General features: G+C 57.0%; 14 protein-coding genes and 1 riboswitch. Of the genes, 5 read left to right on the top strand and 9 right to left on the bottom strand.

Annotation, left to right across the window (positions count from 1 at the left end; genetic code table 11):
* Positions 1 to 61 precede the first annotated feature (61 nt).
* The 3 genes from AC22G1_RS10985 to AC22G1_RS10995 form a co-directional block, all read right to left on the bottom strand.
* The gene (locus tag AC22G1_RS10985) at positions 62 to 505 is read right to left on the bottom strand and encodes a GNAT family N-acetyltransferase (protein ID WP_487313419.1); all 444 of its coding nucleotides are present in this window, start codon (positions 503 to 505) and stop codon (positions 62 to 64) included.
* Positions 506 to 1,751: 1,246 nt separating this feature from the next.
* A complete protein-coding gene (sstT, locus tag AC22G1_RS10990) occupies positions 1,752 to 2,966 on the bottom strand; it encodes a serine/threonine transporter SstT (protein WP_487313420.1) in 1,215 nt (404 codons plus the stop codon).
* 177 nt (positions 2,967 to 3,143) lie between these two features.
* Entirely contained in the window at positions 3,144 to 3,623 is a 480-nt protein-coding gene (locus tag AC22G1_RS10995; RefSeq protein WP_487313421.1) for a LabA-like NYN domain-containing protein, read from the bottom strand.
* Positions 3,624 to 3,766: 143 nt separating this feature from the next.
* Here AC22G1_RS10995 and AC22G1_RS11000 point away from each other — a divergent pair, with 143 nt between their 5' ends.
* Positions 3,767 to 4,819, top strand: coding sequence for an FAD:protein FMN transferase (locus tag AC22G1_RS11000; protein ID WP_487313422.1), 1,053 nt, complete (start codon positions 3,767 to 3,769; stop codon positions 4,817 to 4,819).
* A gap of 46 nt (positions 4,820 to 4,865) precedes the next feature.
* Here AC22G1_RS11000 and AC22G1_RS11005 read toward each other — a convergent pair whose 3' ends face one another.
* The 3 genes from AC22G1_RS11005 to AC22G1_RS11015 all read right to left on the bottom strand — a co-directional run bounded on the left by AC22G1_RS11005 (position 4,866) and on the right by AC22G1_RS11015 (position 8,339).
* The gene (locus AC22G1_RS11005; RefSeq protein ID WP_487313423.1) at positions 4,866 to 5,936 is read right to left on the bottom strand and encodes an alkene reductase; all 1,071 of its coding nucleotides are present in this window, start codon (positions 5,934 to 5,936) and stop codon (positions 4,866 to 4,868) included.
* Between the two features lie 165 nt (positions 5,937 to 6,101).
* Positions 6,102 to 6,917, bottom strand: a complete 816-nt coding sequence (locus AC22G1_RS11010) for a formate/nitrite transporter family protein (protein WP_487313424.1) — start codon at positions 6,915 to 6,917, stop codon at positions 6,102 to 6,104.
* A gap of 504 nt (positions 6,918 to 7,421) precedes the next feature.
* Complete coding sequence (locus tag AC22G1_RS11015; protein WP_487313425.1) at positions 7,422 to 8,339, bottom strand: D-2-hydroxyacid dehydrogenase; 918 nt, start codon at positions 8,337 to 8,339, stop codon at positions 7,422 to 7,424.
* Positions 8,340 to 8,523: 184 nt separating this feature from the next.
* Positions 8,524 to 8,698, top strand: a riboswitch (cobalamin riboswitch).
* A 77-nt stretch (positions 8,699 to 8,775) separates the two neighbouring features.
* Here AC22G1_RS11015 and AC22G1_RS11020 point away from each other — a divergent pair.
* Positions 8,776 to 10,698, top strand: a complete 1,923-nt coding sequence (locus AC22G1_RS11020; RefSeq protein WP_487313426.1) for a TonB-dependent receptor — start codon at positions 8,776 to 8,778, stop codon at positions 10,696 to 10,698.
* Between the two features lie 12 nt (positions 10,699 to 10,710).
* Positions 10,711 to 11,220 (top strand): DUF6580 family putative transport protein, encoded by a 510-nt coding sequence (locus tag AC22G1_RS11025; protein ID WP_487313427.1) that lies wholly within the window; start codon positions 10,711 to 10,713, stop codon positions 11,218 to 11,220.
* Positions 11,221 to 11,274: 54 nt separating this feature from the next.
* Here AC22G1_RS11025 and AC22G1_RS11030 read toward each other — a convergent pair whose 3' ends face one another.
* Entirely contained in the window at positions 11,275 to 13,050 is a 1,776-nt protein-coding gene (locus AC22G1_RS11030) for an SLC13 family permease (RefSeq protein WP_487313428.1), read from the bottom strand.
* Between the two features lie 195 nt (positions 13,051 to 13,245).
* On the opposite strand from AC22G1_RS11030, the gene AC22G1_RS11035 reads away from it, so the two are divergent.
* Together AC22G1_RS11035 and AC22G1_RS11040 are read left to right on the top strand one after the other, a co-directional pair.
* Complete coding sequence (locus tag AC22G1_RS11035; RefSeq protein ID WP_487313429.1) at positions 13,246 to 13,806, top strand: LemA family protein; 561 nt, start codon at positions 13,246 to 13,248, stop codon at positions 13,804 to 13,806.
* 10 nt (positions 13,807 to 13,816) lie between these two features.
* Entirely contained in the window at positions 13,817 to 14,839 is a 1,023-nt protein-coding gene (locus tag AC22G1_RS11040) for a hypothetical protein (RefSeq protein ID WP_487313430.1), read from the top strand.
* A gap of 24 nt (positions 14,840 to 14,863) precedes the next feature.
* Here the strand turns inward: AC22G1_RS11040 and AC22G1_RS11045 are convergent, their stop codons facing one another.
* On the bottom strand, positions 14,864 to 15,997 hold the full coding sequence (locus AC22G1_RS11045) for an E22 family MetX-like putative esterase (protein ID WP_487313431.1): 1,134 nt from the start codon (positions 15,995 to 15,997) through the stop codon (positions 14,864 to 14,866).
* A gap of 9 nt (positions 15,998 to 16,006) precedes the next feature.
* Positions 16,007 to 17,305 carry a GntP family permease gene (locus AC22G1_RS11050; protein ID WP_487313432.1) on the bottom strand — a complete coding sequence of 433 codons (1,299 nt, stop codon included), beginning with the start codon at positions 17,303 to 17,305 and terminating at the stop codon, positions 16,007 to 16,009.
* Between the last annotated feature and the right edge of the window lie 133 nt (positions 17,306 to 17,438).

Here is a 17,438-nt window from a genome sequence, read left to right on the forward strand (position 1 = left end):
GCGAGTCCAGTGGAGGCCGCGCTCTTTGCAGCCGGAACGATGTTTGAGCGGCTTGTTAGCATTAAACTTTTAACTCCATTGGTTGATATGACACACCGTCTTTCGAACCAATTTGTCCAGATTCACAAAACCCAAACCGCTTATAAATTGGGACTGCATAAACTGAAGACCTTAAGGTAAATGAACCATGCTGCCCACTATTTTTTACATGCTCCCAAAGTAAGCGAGAAATACCTTTGCCTTGAAATTGTTCCAAGACAAATAAATGATAAAGGTGGTTTGGCTGTTTTAGAGAGATGTAGCCGATAATTTTATTATTTTGTTCATAGACAAAATTTGTATAACCGCCATTAGACAGTCTTTCTAAAAATGCGTTTTCTGTTAATGTTTGGGAAAGCCAAGCTGGAAGTTCGTTTTCTGGTTCATCAAGGTAAAAATGAGACAATGACTTCACCAAACTAGATACTTCTATTACATCAGCTTCTGTTGCTTGACGAATACTCATATGTTTCCTTTTGAATGCTAACAGTTTTATTAGCGAGCGCGCTCGCTTTCACTCATATGACCAGTCGACATTAAAAGCCTAACCGACTGATCGTCCTCTAGATTTTCGTGCGGAAGCCAAGAATGACTCCACAAAAGCGAGCGGTCTCGTTTTTATGCGAGACATGCGCTCGTTATCATCACATCGGATGAGAAATAACTTCATCCACTTCAATGTATTAGAACTGGTCGTGCCGGACAGAGCGTGCTCAATATATTTTCATATAAGTGTTTGTAAAGATGAACTAACCCGGAGTGTTCAAATGACTCAAAGGCGGCACCTCTCTTGTCCGTTAAGTAGAGCGCTTTGCTGACGGGGCGAGCGCGTTAAGAAATCAGTCCGGTGGACTGATTTTAGCTGGTGAGCGCGAGCGGCTTGTCCGCGAGCTGACGTGGAGGGGCAGCTGAGACAAGGATGTCGAAGCAGGTGAATACGTGTCGGGACACGCGTATGAACCGGTGAACCGAGAGCGACCAGAAGCAAAGACATCGCGGAACATGGGCGATGGTTTTGCCAACTTTTGCCGAAACAAAAGTTGGGCGCCTGCCGGTGCGCGAACCGGCGAATAAAGGACCGAAAACTTAAGGTAAAAAATTGGAGAAAAGCTTGATAATCAATAAATTAGGTTAATTTTTAAGGTGAGTGAAAGACACGCTACCGCCCTTGAGTGTGGTTCTCAATGTCCCGTTCTCATCCTGAGTTGTGACCCATCCCTGGTGGCTCCTTCCACCTCGCACGTCCTGTGTTACTCGGGCTATCCCTACCCTCGCCCTCTGGGCCGTCGTCGCTGCACTCCAACGTTCAAATCTTTTCCCGAAAGATTTGTCTCGTAATACTGCGCGAAAGCTGTGCTTGCGCTTCGAGCATTACCCTGAGTTATTACCCATCCCTGGTAGCTTGCTGCGCGAAGACAAGCTTCTTGCGTTCGCCCGCTAAAAACGGTTCGCAGGACTTTTTTTAACGCGCTCACGCCATCTCGCACACCCTTTGTTACTCGGGCTATCCTGCCCTCGCCCTTTGGGCTGCCTTTATCGGCGCCAAGCCAGTGCAGATGCAAAGGGCTTTATTGCCCGCGGCAAGTCATAACCCCAAGTTAACCGACCATAACCCTATTGAAATCAAGGGTAAATAGCCTTTTCGGGATTTTATTGGCCAGCTGCGGGCATAAAAAAACGCCCCGTAGGGCGTTTTGGCAATGAGGGGATACTCAGCGTTTTTCTACCCCGCAACCGGCGGCGGTAAAGAGCACGTCGGTGGAGCTGTTGAGGGCGGTTTCGCACGAGTCTTGCACCACGCCGATGATAAAGCCGATGGCTACCACCTGCATGGCGATGTTGTTGTCGATACCGAACAGGCTACAGGCCAGGGGAATAAGCAGCAGTGAGCCGCCGGCCACACCGGAGGCGCCGCAGGCGGCTACCGAGGCAACCAGGCTCAGCAGCAAGGCGCTTAGCAGATCAACGTCTTGGCCCATGGTGTGGGCGGCAGCCAATGACAGCACGGTAATGGTGATGGCGGCGCCGGCCATATTGATGGTGGCCCCAAGGGGAATGGACACCGAATAGGTGTCTTCGTGAAGCTCAAGGCGCTCGCAAAGGTCCATGTTCACCGGGATATTGGCGGCGGAGCTGCGGGTAAAAAAGGCGGTCACGCCGCTTTCGCGCAGGCATTTAAAGACCAGCGGATAGGGGTTACGGCGCAATTTAATAAAGACGATAAGCGGGTTAACCACCAGCGCAATAATGAGCATGGAGCCAATCAACACCAGCAGCAGGTGGCTGTAGCTGGCCAGGGCTTTAAAACCGGTCTCGGCGATGGTGTGCGCCACCAGGCCAAAAATACCCAGCGGGGCAAAACGAATAACCCATTTCACCACCGAGGACACCGCTTCGGCGGCGTCTTCTAACAGCGCCCGGGTGTTGTCGCCAGCCTTTCTAAAAGCCAGCCCCAGCGCCGCCGCCCAGGCGAGGATCCCCACGAAATTGCCGCTGACCAGGGCATTGACCGGGTTGTCGACAATGCGCATCAGCAAGGTGTGCATCACCTCCCCTATGCCCTGGGGCGCTGCTGAATCCGCGCCTTTAATGGCCAACTCCAAGGTGGTGGGGAACAAAAAGCTCATGCTCACCGCCACCAGGGCCGCGCAAAAGGTGCCAATCAGGTACAGGTAAAGAATGGGGCGAATATGGGTTTGGGCGCCCTGGCGGTGGTTGGCAATGGCCGCCATCACCAGCACGAATACCAGCACCGGTGCTACCGCTTTTAAGGCGCTGACAAAAAGGTTACCCAGTAGGCCTGCCGCTGAGCCAAGCTCAGGGGCGCCCAGGGCCAGGGCAATACCCAGCACCATGCCAATAATAATTTGCACCACCAGGCCCGGGGCGCGGCGATGGGAAACAACGGCGGATTCTGTGTGACTCATGGACTTCCTTCATTCAGGCTGTGGTGGCGCCTGTTCATTGCTTTTTTATCGCCCTCTTTAGCGGGGCCGGGTCACTCTATAGCAGAACGCGCAGCAAGGACAGGCCCGAGCCGTGCAAGTAGCGCAACGTACCGCCCTGTTGTTAAATGCCGCGATCACAAAGCCCTTTTATTTCCTTTACCCCTTGGCCAGCAGCAGCTCGCCCTCGATGGGAATAAAAAGACTGGCGGCGTTGATAAGCGAGGCAGCGGTGAGCGGCGCCACCGCGTACACCTCGACCACCACGCCTTTGGCGCGAAGGGCGCTGGCCAGCAGATCAAAATCGCCATCACCAGACACCAGCACCACCACATCGGCCTTGGCGCCCTCTTCCAGGGCGTCGATGGTAATGCCCACGTCCCAGTCGCCTTTGGCGGAGCCGTCGCTGCGCTGGATAAAAGGCTTGAGTTTGACGGTAAAGCCGATGGCCCTGAGGATATTTTGAAATTGCTGCTGTTTGGCATCGCCCCGGTTAATGGCGTAGGCATAGGCGCTCAGCACCTGGCGGCCTTGAGTGGCGCGGGCCCAGAGCCGGTTGTAATCAACATTGCCGCCAAAGGCCTGGCGGGCGGTGTAGTAGGCGTTTTGCACGTCTACGAAAAGGGCGACGGTTTGCATGGGTAAGTCCATTAGCCGGGGTGCGGGCAGCATAACATCCCCTTGGCCCTTCGCCTTATCCATCCGCCATTGGCCGGGGGAATGTAGAGTCGCCGGGGCGGCGCTGGTAGACTCTCGCCAACATTTTTGGACTAAGGCCCGTCATGATCTCTGTATCCCCCGTTTTTTGGCGCCAGAGCGCCCTCGCCTTGGCCGCTGCCCTGTTTGCCAGCAGTTGCAGCCAGCCGCCCCTGGTGGAAAAAGTCGAAGGCTTTGCCCAGGGCACCAGTTACCACATCAGCTGGTGGAAGCAAGGCGGCGACGACCCGGCAGCCATCGAGCAAGACTTCAATGCCACCCTGGCTCAGATTGATAAAGAGCTCTCCACCTACCGCGACGACTCCTACATCTCTGCCTTCAACCACAGCCCCTCTACCCAGTGGCAAAGCGCCTCGAAGGACTTTATCGAGCTGATTGATATCGCCAAGGACATCGATACCAAAACCCAGGGCTGTTACGACCCCACGGTCGGCCCGCTGTTTGATCTTTGGGGTTTTCAAAAGAACATCCTGAACGTGCCGAGCGCCGAGCAAATTGCCGCCATCAAGGCCGATATCGGCATGGACAAAATCGAAGTGGACCACGCCGGCATGAGAATTCGCAAAACCGTGCCGGGGCTGCAGATAAGCTTCTCCTCCATGGGCGAGGGTTACACCATAGGTAAGCTCAGCCAGGTGCTGGAAAAACACGGCGTAACCAATTACCTGGTGGAATTTGGCGGCGACATGAAAATTAAGGGCCGCAAGCCCGACGGCGCCAAATGGCGTATCGCCATTCAAAACCCCACCGCCAAGCGTGACCAGGCCAGCGTCTACCAGATCATCACCATTGACGATGCCAGCGGCGTTACCCTTGATACCTCAGGTACTTACCGCCATCACTTCGATGCCAACGGCAAGCGCTACTCCCATATTCTTGACCCGCGCAGCGGCGCGCCGGTCACCCACGACCTCATCTCCGCTTCGGTGTTTGGCACCGACCCAAGAGTGAGTGACGCCTGGGCCACCGCCATGCTCTGCCTCGGCCAGCAAGAAGGCCTGGAGGTTGCTCAAAAAGAAGGCCTGGAGGTGTTCTTTATCCAGGACGATAACGGCAAGCTCACCAACTCTGAAAGTAAGGCGCTGGCAGACACCAGCCGCATTACGCTAGAAAAATAAGCCATAAAAAAACGCCGCATTCTCGGCGTTTTTTATTTAACGGCGATCAGGCCATGGCCGGGTAGTCGGTGTAACCGGCTTCGCCCGGTGAATAAAAGGTGGCCACGTCGGGGGCGTTGAGCGGCGCTTTGGCGGCAATACGGGCTGGCAGGTCGGGGTTTGCCAGAAAATCACGGCCAAAGGCCACCGAATCGGCTTTACCTTCGGCTATCACCTGGGCGGCTTCGTCATAGCCGTAGGCCATGTTCACCATCAGGTGCCCCTTGTAGTGCTCACGGGCAATATCCAGCACATCACCTTGCTGGATGCCAAGAATGTCACCCCGCAGGATGTGCAGGTAGGCCAGGTTAAAGCCATTGAGGTGCTCGGCCAGGTAGCGCATCCAGGCGGCCGGGTCGCTGTCTTTCATGCTGTTGTAGCTGTTAAAGGGCGACAGGCGCAGGCCCACTTTGTCGCTGCCAATCTCTTCGCACACCGCGCTCAGCACCTCGGTCAGGAACCGGGCACGGTTTTCCAGGCTGCCGCCGTATTGGTCGGTGCGCTGGTTGGCACTGTCACGGAGGAACTCGTCAATCAGATAACCGTTGGCGCCGTGCACTTCCACACCGTCAAAACCGGCGGCAATGGCGTTGGCCGCGGCCTGGCGAAAATCCGCCACAATACTGGCGATGCCTTCTTCGGTCAGCGCCACCGGCACGGTGTAGGGCTTTTTGCCTTCGGGGGTGTGGGTTTCGTCGTCAATGGCAATGGCGCTGGGAGCCACAGCGTCTTTACCGCCGTTCAACAGCGGATGGGCGGCGCGCCCGGCGTGCCAGATCTGCAAAAAGACGCGGCCACCGGCCTGGTGCACGGCCTCGGTGGTGAGTTTCCAGCCTTCAACCTGCTCGGCGCTGTAAATACCCGGATCGTTACCAAAAGCCGAGGTGCCGGGGCTGACCATGGTGCATTCGGTGATCAGCAAACCGGCGCTGGCGCGCTGGGCATAATAGGTGGCCATCAGTTCGTTGGGCTGATGGTTAACGGCGCGGCAGCGGGTCAAAGGCGCCATCACAAAGCGGTTAGGCAGAGCCAGGGCACCGGCGCTGACCGGCGAGAAAAGTGCAGCAGTATTGGACATGAGTGGTTCCACAGTCAGAGAAAAGCGTCCCCCTTACTGTGGGGATGAGCAGCGGCTTTTACAGCCGGTTCTTTTAAGACAATGCGTTTTATCTATCTGACAGTACCTCGCCGCCAATAAAAAAGGCCATGCAGTGCATGGCCTTTTTTCTTAAATATCAAAGCATCAGGCTTTGGTGGTGCTGCCTTCTACTTCGGCAGCAGCTTGGGGAGCATTGCTGTCGCGCACCAGAGCGATGTAATAAGCCACGCCGACAAACAGGGCGCCACCTACTACGTTACCCAGGAATACCGGTACGAAGTTACCGAAGTACTCGCCCCAGGTTACAGCGCCAGCGAAGATGCCCAGCGGGATAACGAACATGTTGGCCACAACGTGCTGGAAGCCGATGGCAACGAACGCCATAACCGGGAACCACAGGCCGAGGATTTTGCCGATGGCTTCTTTGCTGGACAGACCCAGCCAGATACCCAGACACACCAGCCAGTTACAGCCGATACCGGATACAAAAGCGTGCATGAAATCAGCGTGAACCTTGGCCTTGGCCACGGCAACGCTCTTAGCGAGGAAGGCGCCTTCAGCCAGGCCCAGGAAGTGGCCGAAGAAGTAGGCGATAAACACCGCGCCGATAAAGTTGGCGATGGTTACCACAACCCAGTTACGCACCAGGGCAGCCACACCGATTTTGCCGGAGAACAGGGCGGTAGCCATGTACATCATGTTACCGGTCAGCAGCTCACCGCCAGCCAGTACGGTCAAAATCAGGCCCACCGGGAACACGGCCGCGCCCAAGAAAATGGACAGTGAAGCCCACTCATGCGGCAGCAGTGCAGTGACACGGATATCCAGCAGGAAGCCGATGGCGATAAAGGCACCGGCCATAAAGCCGAGGATCAGCAGGGATAAAAGCGAAAGGCCGCTTTTACGCACGCCGGTCTGAACAACGGCGTTAGTAATTTCGGTTGGCGTCTGTACAGACATGACAAACCTCGAATTAAAAAATTAAAGTAAGGCGCTCAATGAATGTACGCCGGCCTATGCAGAGCCCAACCACCCCGGCAATAAAATTACCGAGACATCAAGGTCGGGTGCATAAATCTGAGGTGTATTTATGCCATGTTCCTTATATAAGGGTCAAGATTTACAGTGATGTAAACGCAGAATTTCCGAATAATTCACCACGCCAAAGCATTGACGCTTAAAATTCGAATATCGAACAAAATCAAACACCTAATTAACCACACAAAATAAAGGGAAATAGCGCTCACTTTTAATACCCAGCGAAGGATATGCCGATAAAAATCACGATGTTAATCACACTAACACGGTGAAAAAGACGCGCCTCACCGACAACTGTTAAATCAAAGTTAAATGACGCCTTTTGCAAATGCTTCTTACAAAAAGTGGTACGACCAGATTTAAAAGCACGCTGTCATAAAAATGAAAAAAAGCGCCCATCAGGGGCGCCCTTTTTCTTGGCCAGGCTTAAAGCAGGCTGCGAATATTATTGGCGGTAATATTGACGATATTTTGCCGCGCCTCGGGGCTTATCCAGGCGCTATGGGGCGTCACAATCAGATTAAGGGGTTCGGCCAGAGCATCCAGTAACGGATGACCCTCTCTTGGCGGCTCAACCGGCAGCACGTCTACCGCCAACCCGCCAAGGCGCCCGGCTTTAAGGGCCTCCAGGGCCGCCAGCTCGTCAATCACGCCGCCCCGGGCGCAGTTTACCACCAGGCAGCCAGGCTTAATGGCGGCCAGCCGCTCGGCATTTAACAGGTGGCGGGTCTGCTCGGTAAGGGGGCAATGAAAGGATAAAGCGTCAGCATCGCTCAAGAGGCTGTCGAGGCTGGGGCGGGTGTCTTCGGCGTTGCCGGGGCGAGCCGCGAATTTCACGGTCATGCCAAAGGCCTCGGCCAGGCGCGCCACTTCCGAGCCCAGGGTGCCCGAACCCACCAGCACCAGGGTTTTACCGGCAAGCTCCAGGGTTTTATTGCCCATCAGGCAGAAAAAGGGGCTTTGCTGCCAGGCCCCGGCGGCCAGCTCCTGCTGGTAAAGAGGCAGCTTGGCGGCCAGGGACAGCAGCAGCATCAAGGTATGCTGAGCCACCGAGGCGGTGCCGTAGTTATTGACGTTCAGAACCGGGATGCCCTTGGCCTTGGCGGCGGCCAGGTCGACATTGTTGGTGCCGGTGGCCATCACCAGCAGGCCTTTGCGCCCGGCCATGATGCCCTCGCCCAGCTGCACCTTGTTGGTGAGCAGCAGCTCGGCGTCACCGGCATGTTCGGCCAGCTGCGCCGGGCTGGTGGTACCAAACACCCGAAGCTCGCTCACCACCTCGCGGATGGGAGCCAAGTCGATATCGTCGCCCAAAGTATCGGCATCCAGCAGTACGGCTTTCATAACAGGTCCGCTAAAAGTCAAAACCCTGTTTTAAGCAAAAGCCGCAGGCAGGGCAAGTCGCCTTTAGGCTAATAAGGTGGAGGAAATAACGTCATTGTCATAAAACTGATATGCCATTGACAGGGCCGTCTGGACTTCCAAAACCCAAGCCACTATCATGCCGCAGTCTGTTAACAAGACCCAAACACAAGCCTTTTTCTGTGGTGCCCGCAAGGGATAATCGGGAAGCCGGTGTGAGTCCGGCACTGCCCCCGCAACGGTAACAAAGTTGCGGCTTCAACACGCCACTGTGGCAACACGGGAAGGCGAAGCCGCTAAGCCTTTGAAGTCCGGAGACCGGCCACAGGAGAAAACCCGCAGCCTTCGGTGGGCAAGGTGCGGGTTCGGCAACCTTGCTGTGGTATTGCTTTTGCCCCCATGAAGCTGGACTGACTTTATGGGCTACGCCAAATCTCTCGTTTCTCTCGCCCTGCTGCCGCTTTTGGCACAGGCCGCACCTTCTACCAACGACACCGACGAGCACATTGTGGTGCTGGGCCGTCAAGCGCAATCGGTTGACCAAATCGCAGCAGCGGTGTCGGTTATCGACCAAAGCGATATCGAGCGCAGCGGCGCCACCAACCTTGAAGATCTGCTGCGTGGCCGCGCCGGTATTCAGGTGTCCAACTCCGGCTCCGGCCCGGTACTGAGCCTGCGCGGCTTTGGCCCGGACCAAGCCGGCTCCAACGTGCTGGTGCTGGTAGACGGGCGCCGTCTCAACAGCCAAAGCCTGGCGGGCCCTGCCCTTGCCGGGGTGCAACTGGCCAACATCGAGCGCATTGAAATTCTCAACGGCTCGGCCGGCGTCCTTTACGGGGACCAAGCGGTGGGCGGCGTTATCAACATCATCACCAAGCACGGCGTTGACGGCGGCCAGGTATCGGCCACCCTCGGCACCGACGACCACCAGGCCCTTGGCGCCAGCGCTTCCAAAGGTTTTGCCAACGGTCTTTATGTAGACACCAACCTGGCCTGGGACAAAAACGACAACTACCGCGACCACGCCCAGAGCCGCACCCAAAGCGCCGAAGGCCGGGTGGGGTATAAAACAGACCACCGCCATCTTTTTGCCGAGCTGAGTTTTAACCAGGATGACCGCGACCAACCGGGTCCCCTGGCCTTTAGCCAGCAAGGCCGTAAAGCATCGCGCCCCGAGTTTGCCAACGACTTTATCAACGAGATAACCCGGGTTGGCCGCCTGGGCTGGGAAGAGAAGCTCGATGAAAACTGGCAATTGCTGGTAGACGGTTCGTCGAGCCACCGCAAACGCGACTACAACCAAAGCTTCATGGACTGGGCCGTGGATAGCCCCTACCAAGGTAATGAGCGCCTGAACCGGGTTTCACCGCGCATCAAGGGTAGCTTCGAGCATTGGCAGTGGCTGGGCGGCATCGACTACGAGCACGGCAAGTACGATGACAACAACCCCAATCTGCGGGTACATAACAAGCGCGATTCCAAAAGCGCCTACGGCACCGGCCAGTGGCAACAAGGAGCGCTGACCCTGGGGGCTGGCCTGCGTTACACCAAGGTCGAAGACGATTTGTTCTACGCCGGCACCTACGACAATGGCGTTAACATCGACAACCACGCCACCACTTGGTCGCTCTCTGGCCAATACCAGCTGAGCCAGGGCCGGATCTTTGCCCGGGTCGATCGCAACGTGCGTTTTGCCAAGCTCGACGAGCAAGGCTACACCCCGGCAGGGGTTGTCGGCCTAAAGCCGCAAACCGGTTATTCCTACGAACTGGGCTGGGCCCAGCCTGGGCTTAGCATCTCGGCCTTTCGCCTGGATCTGAAAGACGAAATCGTCTTTGACAACAACGCGCCGGCCCCTATCGGCGGGCTCTTTGCCGGTGCCAACGTCAACGCCGACAAGTCTCGCCGCTACGGTATTAACGTTCATGGCGACCACAGCTTTGACGCCCTGACCCTCGGCTTTGACTACCAATGGCTGGACGCCAAATACACCAAAGGCAGCAGCGATGGTCACCAGGTGCCTTGGGTGTCCAAGCAGTCCGGGAGCCTCTATGGCCAGTACCAATGGGCCGCTGCCTTTTCCAGCCGCCTTGAATACCAATATCGCGGGCCGCAGTATCTGTTTTCAGACAGCCTCAACCAGGCCGGTAAGCTGGGCGGTTATGGTCTTTGGGCACTGTCTGGCCAATGGCAACAAGGGCCTTGGCAAGTGGTGCTAAGAGCCGATAATCTTTTTGATAAACACTATGCTGACTATGCGGTTTACAATGCCTACGGAGAAAACTCCTGGTATCCGGGCAATGGCCGTGAGGTCAACCTGACCGGCCGCTACAGCTTCTAACGAGGACAACGGATGAACCCGCGCCTGACCACCCTTATCAGTATCATTGCCCTTTGCGCGCTGTACCGGGTGCTGCCGCATCCTTGGAACGTGTCGCCAGTGGCGGCCATGGCCCTGTTTGCCGGGGCCCATTTCCAGACCCGCGCCATGGCGGTGCTGGTGCCGCTGGCCGCTATGGCGGTATCCGACTTGCTGCTGGGTTTGCACCCTACCCTGCCCTTTGTGTACGGGGCTCTGGTGGCAACGGTGGTGCTGGGCTTTTGGGTGGGCAAGGACATCAACCCGGCCAGGGTCTTGGCCGGTTCCTTGAGCGGGTCTTTGTTGTTCTTTTTTGTCACCAACGCCGCGGTGTGGCTGGTGGGAGATTACTACCCTGCCGGCATTAACGGCCTGTGGCAGGCCCTGGCCGCCGGGGTGCCGTTCTTCCAATACACCCTGCTGGGAGACTTGGTATTTAACGCCTTGTTCTTTGGCCTCTTTTACGCCTTAGAGCGGCATTTCCCCAAGCAGTTTGCCCATTAAAAAAAGGCCCCTTTCGGGGCCTTTTTTTTACCCCGCCGTCGGCGGCTTTTTAGCTTAGGGCTGAAGCGGCCACCCGATCAGCAGCACCGCAATGGTGGCGGCGCCCACCAGGATATTCATCGGCACCCCGACTTTTAAGAAGTCATTGAAGCGATAGCCGCCAGGGCCAAACACCATCAGGTTGGTTTGGTAACCGAGGGGAGTCGCGAAACTGGCCGAGGCCGCCATCATCAGCGCAAACACAAAAGGCGTGCTGTTAAGGCCGGCCTTGGTGGTTATCTCCAGCACAATGGGCAACATTAGCAGCGCCGCAGCGTTATTGGTGATGACTTCGGTCAGCAAAGACACCGCCACATACACCAAGATAAGCAGCAGCCAGGGGTGGCCACCGGACAGCGCCACCAATTGATGGGCAATAGAGGCAGCAACCCCGGTCACTTGCAGCGCCGTGCCCAAGGCAAAAGAAGAGGCAATGGTGATGATAAGCGGCAGATCGAGACTTTTTTCGGCCTGGCCGACCGACATACAGCCAGTGAGCAGCATCAGCCCGGCGCCCATCAAGGCGGCGTTGAGCATGCTGATAAAGCCAAGGCCAGCGGCGCCCACTACCCCTAGCAAAATAGCCCAGGCCAGCAGCGCCTTGCGGTGGCGCGGCGGCTCCACGTCGAGATCGTTAACCAGCAAGAAGTCCTTGTTATAGCGCTGACGGCTGACAAAAGCCGGGCGCGCTTCCAGCAGCAGGGTGTCCCCCGCTTCTAGCTTGATGGAGCCGAGGTTTCCTTTAACCCGTTCGGCGCCCCTGGCCACCGCCAGCACGATGGCGCCATAGCGGTTACGAAAACGGGCGTCGCGAATGGTCTGGCCGATGGCGCTGCAATGGGGCGACACCACCACTTCCACCAGGCGGCGGCCATCACGGGGCTGGGCCAGGTGCTCGGCGCATTGGTTGTCTGCCGAGGCAACAATGCCGTTGATGCGCAGCAGTTCGGAAATGGCCTCGGTATCACCGGCAAACACCAACCTATCACCCCCTTGCAGATGTTCCTCAGGGGCTACCGCCATCAGCAGGTGGCCGTTGCGCTCAATTTCCACCAAGAACACCCGTTGCAGCTCCCGAAGCCCGGCTTCGCGAATGCTTTTACCCACCAGCGGGCCGTCGTGGGCTACCGCCACCTCCAGGGTGAACTCACGCATGTTCTCAAAGGGGGTGTCGTCTTTGCGGTTCGGCAGCCAGCGGGGGAAAAACAGCCACATAAAGGCAATGCCAATGACCGCCACCGGCAAGCCCACCAGAGTGATGGAAAAGAGATGAAAGCCGTCTTCGCCGGTCAGGCTCTGGTACTGGCCATTCACAATCAGGTTGGTACTGGTGCCGATAAGGGTCAGGGTGCCACCCAAAATGGCGCTGTAGCTTAAGGGGATCATCAGCTTGGAGGGGGCCAAGCCAATCTTGCGGCTCCAGGCATGGATGGCCGGAATAAAGGTGGCCACCACCGGGGTGTTGTTCAAAAAGGCGCTTAGCACTAACACCGGCGGGAAGATACGGCCAAGGGCGCCGCGCAGATGCTTGGGGTTACCCAGCACCTTGTGCACCAGCCAGTCCACCCCGCCCGAGGCGCTAAGCCCCCCAGCCACCACCAGCATCGCCGCCACCGTGATAAGGCCAGCGTTGGAAAAACCGGCCAGGGCCTCTTTGGCATCAAGGATCCCGGTCAGGCTCAGCAGCACCAGCACCCCGGCCATGACCAGATGCGGCGCCAGGCGGCTGAACATCAAGGTCAACAAGGCGACCACCGTCAGCCCAAGGACAAAATACCCCTGCCAATCCATCCCGTTTCAATCCAAGGTCAAAGCGTCATAAAGGAGCCATTGTGAGGCCTATCGAATAGAACCTATAAGACTGTTTGTGAATTTTAATATTCTGATTTGGAATCAATATCTGCGCTCAGCTACCCCTAATGACTGCGCTAAGCTCCTGAAACTGATAAAGTCCTGCCCCAGACTCATTTCAAGGAAGGAATTACCATGTACGTTGTATTAGTGGTTATCGCGGTGTTGGTGCTGGGCACCATCCTTATTCACAACGCCATCATCGGCCGCTTTAACGCCAGCCGCCGCGCCTGGGGCGATGTGATTGCCCAGGAACGGCAGAAAAATGAGATATTGCCGGCCCTCGAAAAAGTGGCCAAAGACTACGCCAGCCACGAACAAGGCCTGATGGAAAAGGTAACCGCATTAAGAAGCGCCCTGGCCGGGCTCTCTGGCGAGCACATCGACACCCGCCAACTTGCCGAAGCCGAGCAGCATATGGGTGAGCTGTTGAGCCGCTTGAACCTCACGGTTGAGGCCTATCCCGACCTCAAAGCCACCGACACCTACGGCAAGCTGATGCACGAGATAACAGAGCAGCAGCAAAACGTGGGCGCCGCCATCCGCATTTTCAACCGCAATGTGGAGCGCTTTAATACCGGCATTGAGGTGTTCCCCAATAGCTTTATCAACCGCCTTTTTACCCACAAAAAGCCGCTGGATACCTTTGACGACAGCCAGGCCGCGGCCGGCATCGAATTTAAGCCCAAGTTCTGAGGGAAGGCCGTTGTCGTTTTTAAAACAAAACAAGGATGTTGACGCCCTGGTGGCGGTGATGAAAAGCCGCCTTAGCGAAGCCCGCGACAAAAATGCCCTTTACGCCCTGCTGACCCCGGCGCTCTCCTTCAAGGGCCCGGTGAAATACAACAACACCCCGCTATGGGTTGTCGCTCTGGTGGGAATAACCATTGCGGCCCTCAATGCCGCGAATCAACGCAACTTGCGCTTTAACGGTTACCAGGACCTAGTCACCACCTTATGGGTGCTGGCCACGCTGGCAACCCTCATCCCCCTTGGCTGGATAGCGTGGCGCTATCGTCGCCTAAAGGGCCTGAGTGACGCCATCTGGCAAAAAAACCTTTTATTGGACAACCAATTGGCGCCCGTTCCCTGCGACGGCGCCAAAGAGGCCAAGGCCCTTGGCCAACGGTTTTATGATTTTCGCCGGGGCAACCACAGGCGCAGTATCGACGCTCTATACCAAGGGCATTATCAGGGTGAGCAGCACGGTTTTGATTACCGGGTCTTTCATTTTCATTATGTGGACAAGCACACCCACACCAGTACCGATAGCAAAGGCCGCACCACCACCCGCACCAGCTACAGCCATTACCACCGCTACGGGTTGCTGCTCGATTTCGGTTATGCCCGCAATATTGCCATTCTCGGCAACGGTAGCAGTGGCCATAAAGGCAGCCGCTGGGAGCCAGCCTCGCTCGATTTTCGAAAGCACTTTAAGGTCCTCACCGAAGACGAGATGGCCGCGGCCCGCTTTTTAAAACCGGCGGTGGTCGAAGCGCTCACCACCCTTGGTGAGCAATTTAGGCGCGCCAACATCGAATTTAATGCCAGCGGCGCCCTTTGTTTGTCGGTGTCTGACAACGATCTGGTGAGCCTTCCCCGCCCCTTGGGGCTCGAAGCTCCCCAGGCGTTCCTGGCGCTGTTAAAGGAAGACACGCCCCTGCCCAAACTGCGCCAGCTTCTAAAAGAAGTGCATCTTCTACTGGTGCACAGCGACAACAACTTTTAAAAAAAGCCGCCTCAAGGCGGCTTTTTATCGCGCGGTTATGGCGCCTGACTCACTTTCGATAAAGCGGCGCAGCGTCTCGGCCTGGCTGGGGATACTGGCAATGCCGTCGAGATGGCCCCAAATGCCGTCGATTTCCTGGTACTGGCTGTCTTTACCCAGGCTTTGCAGCAGTTCGTGGGCCTGGCGGGCAAGGTATGGCATCAGCAGGCGGTCATGGCTGGCTGGCATAAAGAGGCAGCGCGCCTGCACCCGTTGCAGGTTCTCGCCAAGGTTGCCGCTAAAGCCGGCAATGAAGTTTTGCGAGGCCCGCACCAAATAAAGGATGCTGTTGGCGTCTACAAAAGCGGCTTTGGCTGCCATGGCGGCCAAATGCTGGGTAACGCACTGGTGGCGGGCACCAATGTCCCTAAGGGGGCGCTCGTCAATGGGCGGCGCGTAGAGGCTATTGATACTGGCGGGCGCCGTGGCATCCAAAAAGATGTACCCCAAGGCCAGGTTGATGCCCTCGGCTGGCTGGCCGCTGGCGTAATAGTCGCCGCCTTGCCAGGCCGGGTCACTTTTTACCGCATCGCTCCAGCGCTCAAGGCCAAGCACTGTCCAGGCATCGAGCTGGCCAGCGCCGATAACACTTGCCATTCTCGGCACCCAATCGGGGTATGCCACCGCCCAATCGATAGCCTGGAACGAGCCCATGGACGGCCCCACCACGGCATAAAGGGCGGTGATGCCCAGGCTTTCGAGAAGTGCCTTTTGCACATTGACGAAATCGCGGATAGCCACCACCGGAAAATCCAGGCCATAGGGGTGGCCGGTGGCGCTGTTGATGCTGGCAGGCCCGGTGGTAATGACATCGGGGCTCAGCGGTTGCAGGTTGGCAAGGCTATCGACACTGATCACATAAAAACGGTTGGTGTCGATAGCCTTGCCCGGCCCAATGATGGCGTCCCAGTAACCGGGCTCGGCATCGCTAGTGCGATACCGGCCAGCGGCATGGGAATTGCCGGAAAAATAATGGGTGATGAGGATAACGTTGCTGGCATCGGTATTGAGCTCACCGTAGGCCTCCCAGCCTACGGTGACATCCAGCACCGCCCCGCCCTGGGTTTGAAACTGCTTGAGGTTAAATTGGCGTTTCTCGACCAGCGGCAGGGATTCCATCACAACTCCTTAGAACAGGCTGAACAGGGCAATGGCCAAAATAACCCCGAATATCGGCACCACTACCGTCAGGGCGGCCAGGGGCCAGTAGGCATCTTCATGGCGCTCACCACAAATAGCACGGATGGTGGTTACCACATAACCGTTGTGGGGCAATGAATCCAGGGCGCCGGAGGAAATGGCCACCACCCGGTGCAAGGCGCTGGGGTCGACCCCCAGTTGCAGATAATGGGGCGCTACCGCCGGCAAGGCGATCACCTGGCCACCGGACGCAGAACCGGTCAGCCCCGCTATCACCGACACCGCTACCGAGGCGCCGATAAGCTCGTTGCCCGGCAGGGAGGTCATGGCGTCCACCACGGTATGAAAAGCCGGTGACAACTTGGCCACGGCGCCAAAGCCCACCACCGCAGCGGTGTTGCCGATGGCCACCAAAGCGCCGGTAGCGGCCGCCGACATGGCCGCCTGCTGGTTGATAAAGTGCTTGAAGTTAATCAGCCACAAGGTGGCCACGCCGCCAGCCAGGGCTACTATCAAGGCTGCTTGGGCCATGCTGTCGTGCAACAGGTAAGAGAGCACCAGCACCACCACCAGCGGCAGCAGCCCGGTCCAAGCTTTGGGCAAGGTGCGCTCATCCGGGTGGGTGTCGCCTTCGCGGTCAACAAAATGCTCGCCACGGGCCACGGCTTTTTTCAGCATGTAGCTAAGCCACAGGTAACCCACCACCATCATGAAAACGGCCACCACCAAAGATACCTGCCAACCGGCATAGGGGCTGGTGTGCAGATATTTGATGGGGATCCAGTTCTGGATCTCCGGTGAGCCGGCCGAGGTCATGGTGAAGGTCACCGAACCAAAGGCCAGGGCCGCCGGAATAAAGCGCCGTGGCAAGTTGGCGTCTTTAAAGAGCGACAGCGCCACCGGGTACACCGAGAAGGCCGCCACAAACAGCGACACGCCGCCGTAGGTCAGTACCGCACAGGCCAGCACCACCGCCAGGGCGGCATGCTTGACGCCAAGTTTGTTGATAATGGCCCTCGCCACCGCTTCGGCAGCGCCAGTGTCTTCCATGAATTTGCCGAACATGGAGCCCAGCAGGAACATCAGGAACCAGGCCGAAACAAAACCGCCAAAGCCGCCCATGTAGCCGGTCACAAAATCGTTTTGGCCGCCGTGCCAGAACGGCACGCCGCCGGTAAAGGCCACCAGCAAAGCGCAGAGCGGTGCACTCAAAAAGAGGTTCACACCACGCATGGTGAGCCAGATAAGTCCCCCAAGACCCACCAGCAAGCCGATTAAACTCAACATGGTAATTTCCTGTTTATGATGTTGTTAACGCAGTCTGGGGGAACTTCAAAATCTTGACCATAGTACTAAGGTACAGCGTTCAACGGCCCCTAATGGCCCTATTGTTTTGAAAGTGCAAGGGTTATCCGGCCCT

Source organism: Gallaecimonas zhanjiangensis (genome assembly GCF_057624825.1).

Coding starts and splice junctions, on each gene's coding strand:
- AC22G1_RS11015 (WP_487313425.1), bottom strand. CDS start 8,339: ATGAAAGCCGTACTGCTGGATGCCGATACTTTGGGCGACGATATCGAC.
- AC22G1_RS11025 (WP_487313427.1), top strand. CDS start 10,711: ATGAACCCGCGCCTGACCACCCTTATCAGTATCATTGCCCTTTGCGCG.
- AC22G1_RS11010 (WP_487313424.1), bottom strand. CDS start 6,917: ATGTCTGTACAGACGCCAACCGAAATTACTAACGCCGTTGTTCAGACC.
- AC22G1_RS10995 (WP_487313421.1), bottom strand. CDS start 3,623: ATGCAAACCGTCGCCCTTTTCGTAGACGTGCAAAACGCCTACTACACC.
- AC22G1_RS11020 (WP_487313426.1), top strand. CDS start 8,776: ATGGGCTACGCCAAATCTCTCGTTTCTCTCGCCCTGCTGCCGCTTTTG.
- sstT (WP_487313420.1), bottom strand. CDS start 2,966: ATGAGTCACACAGAATCCGCCGTTGTTTCCCATCGCCGCGCCCCGGGC.
- AC22G1_RS11005 (WP_487313423.1), bottom strand. CDS start 5,936: ATGTCCAATACTGCTGCACTTTTCTCGCCGGTCAGCGCCGGTGCCCTG.
- AC22G1_RS11050 (WP_487313432.1), bottom strand. CDS start 17,305: ATGTTGAGTTTAATCGGCTTGCTGGTGGGTCTTGGGGGACTTATCTGG.
- AC22G1_RS11035 (WP_487313429.1), top strand. CDS start 13,246: ATGTACGTTGTATTAGTGGTTATCGCGGTGTTGGTGCTGGGCACCATC.
- AC22G1_RS11030 (WP_487313428.1), bottom strand. CDS start 13,050: ATGGATTGGCAGGGGTATTTTGTCCTTGGGCTGACGGTGGTCGCCTTG.
- AC22G1_RS10985 (WP_487313419.1), bottom strand. CDS start 505: ATGAGTATTCGTCAAGCAACAGAAGCTGATGTAATAGAAGTATCTAGT.
- AC22G1_RS11045 (WP_487313431.1), bottom strand. CDS start 15,997: ATGGAATCCCTGCCGCTGGTCGAGAAACGCCAATTTAACCTCAAGCAG.
- AC22G1_RS11000 (WP_487313422.1), top strand. CDS start 3,767: ATGATCTCTGTATCCCCCGTTTTTTGGCGCCAGAGCGCCCTCGCCTTG.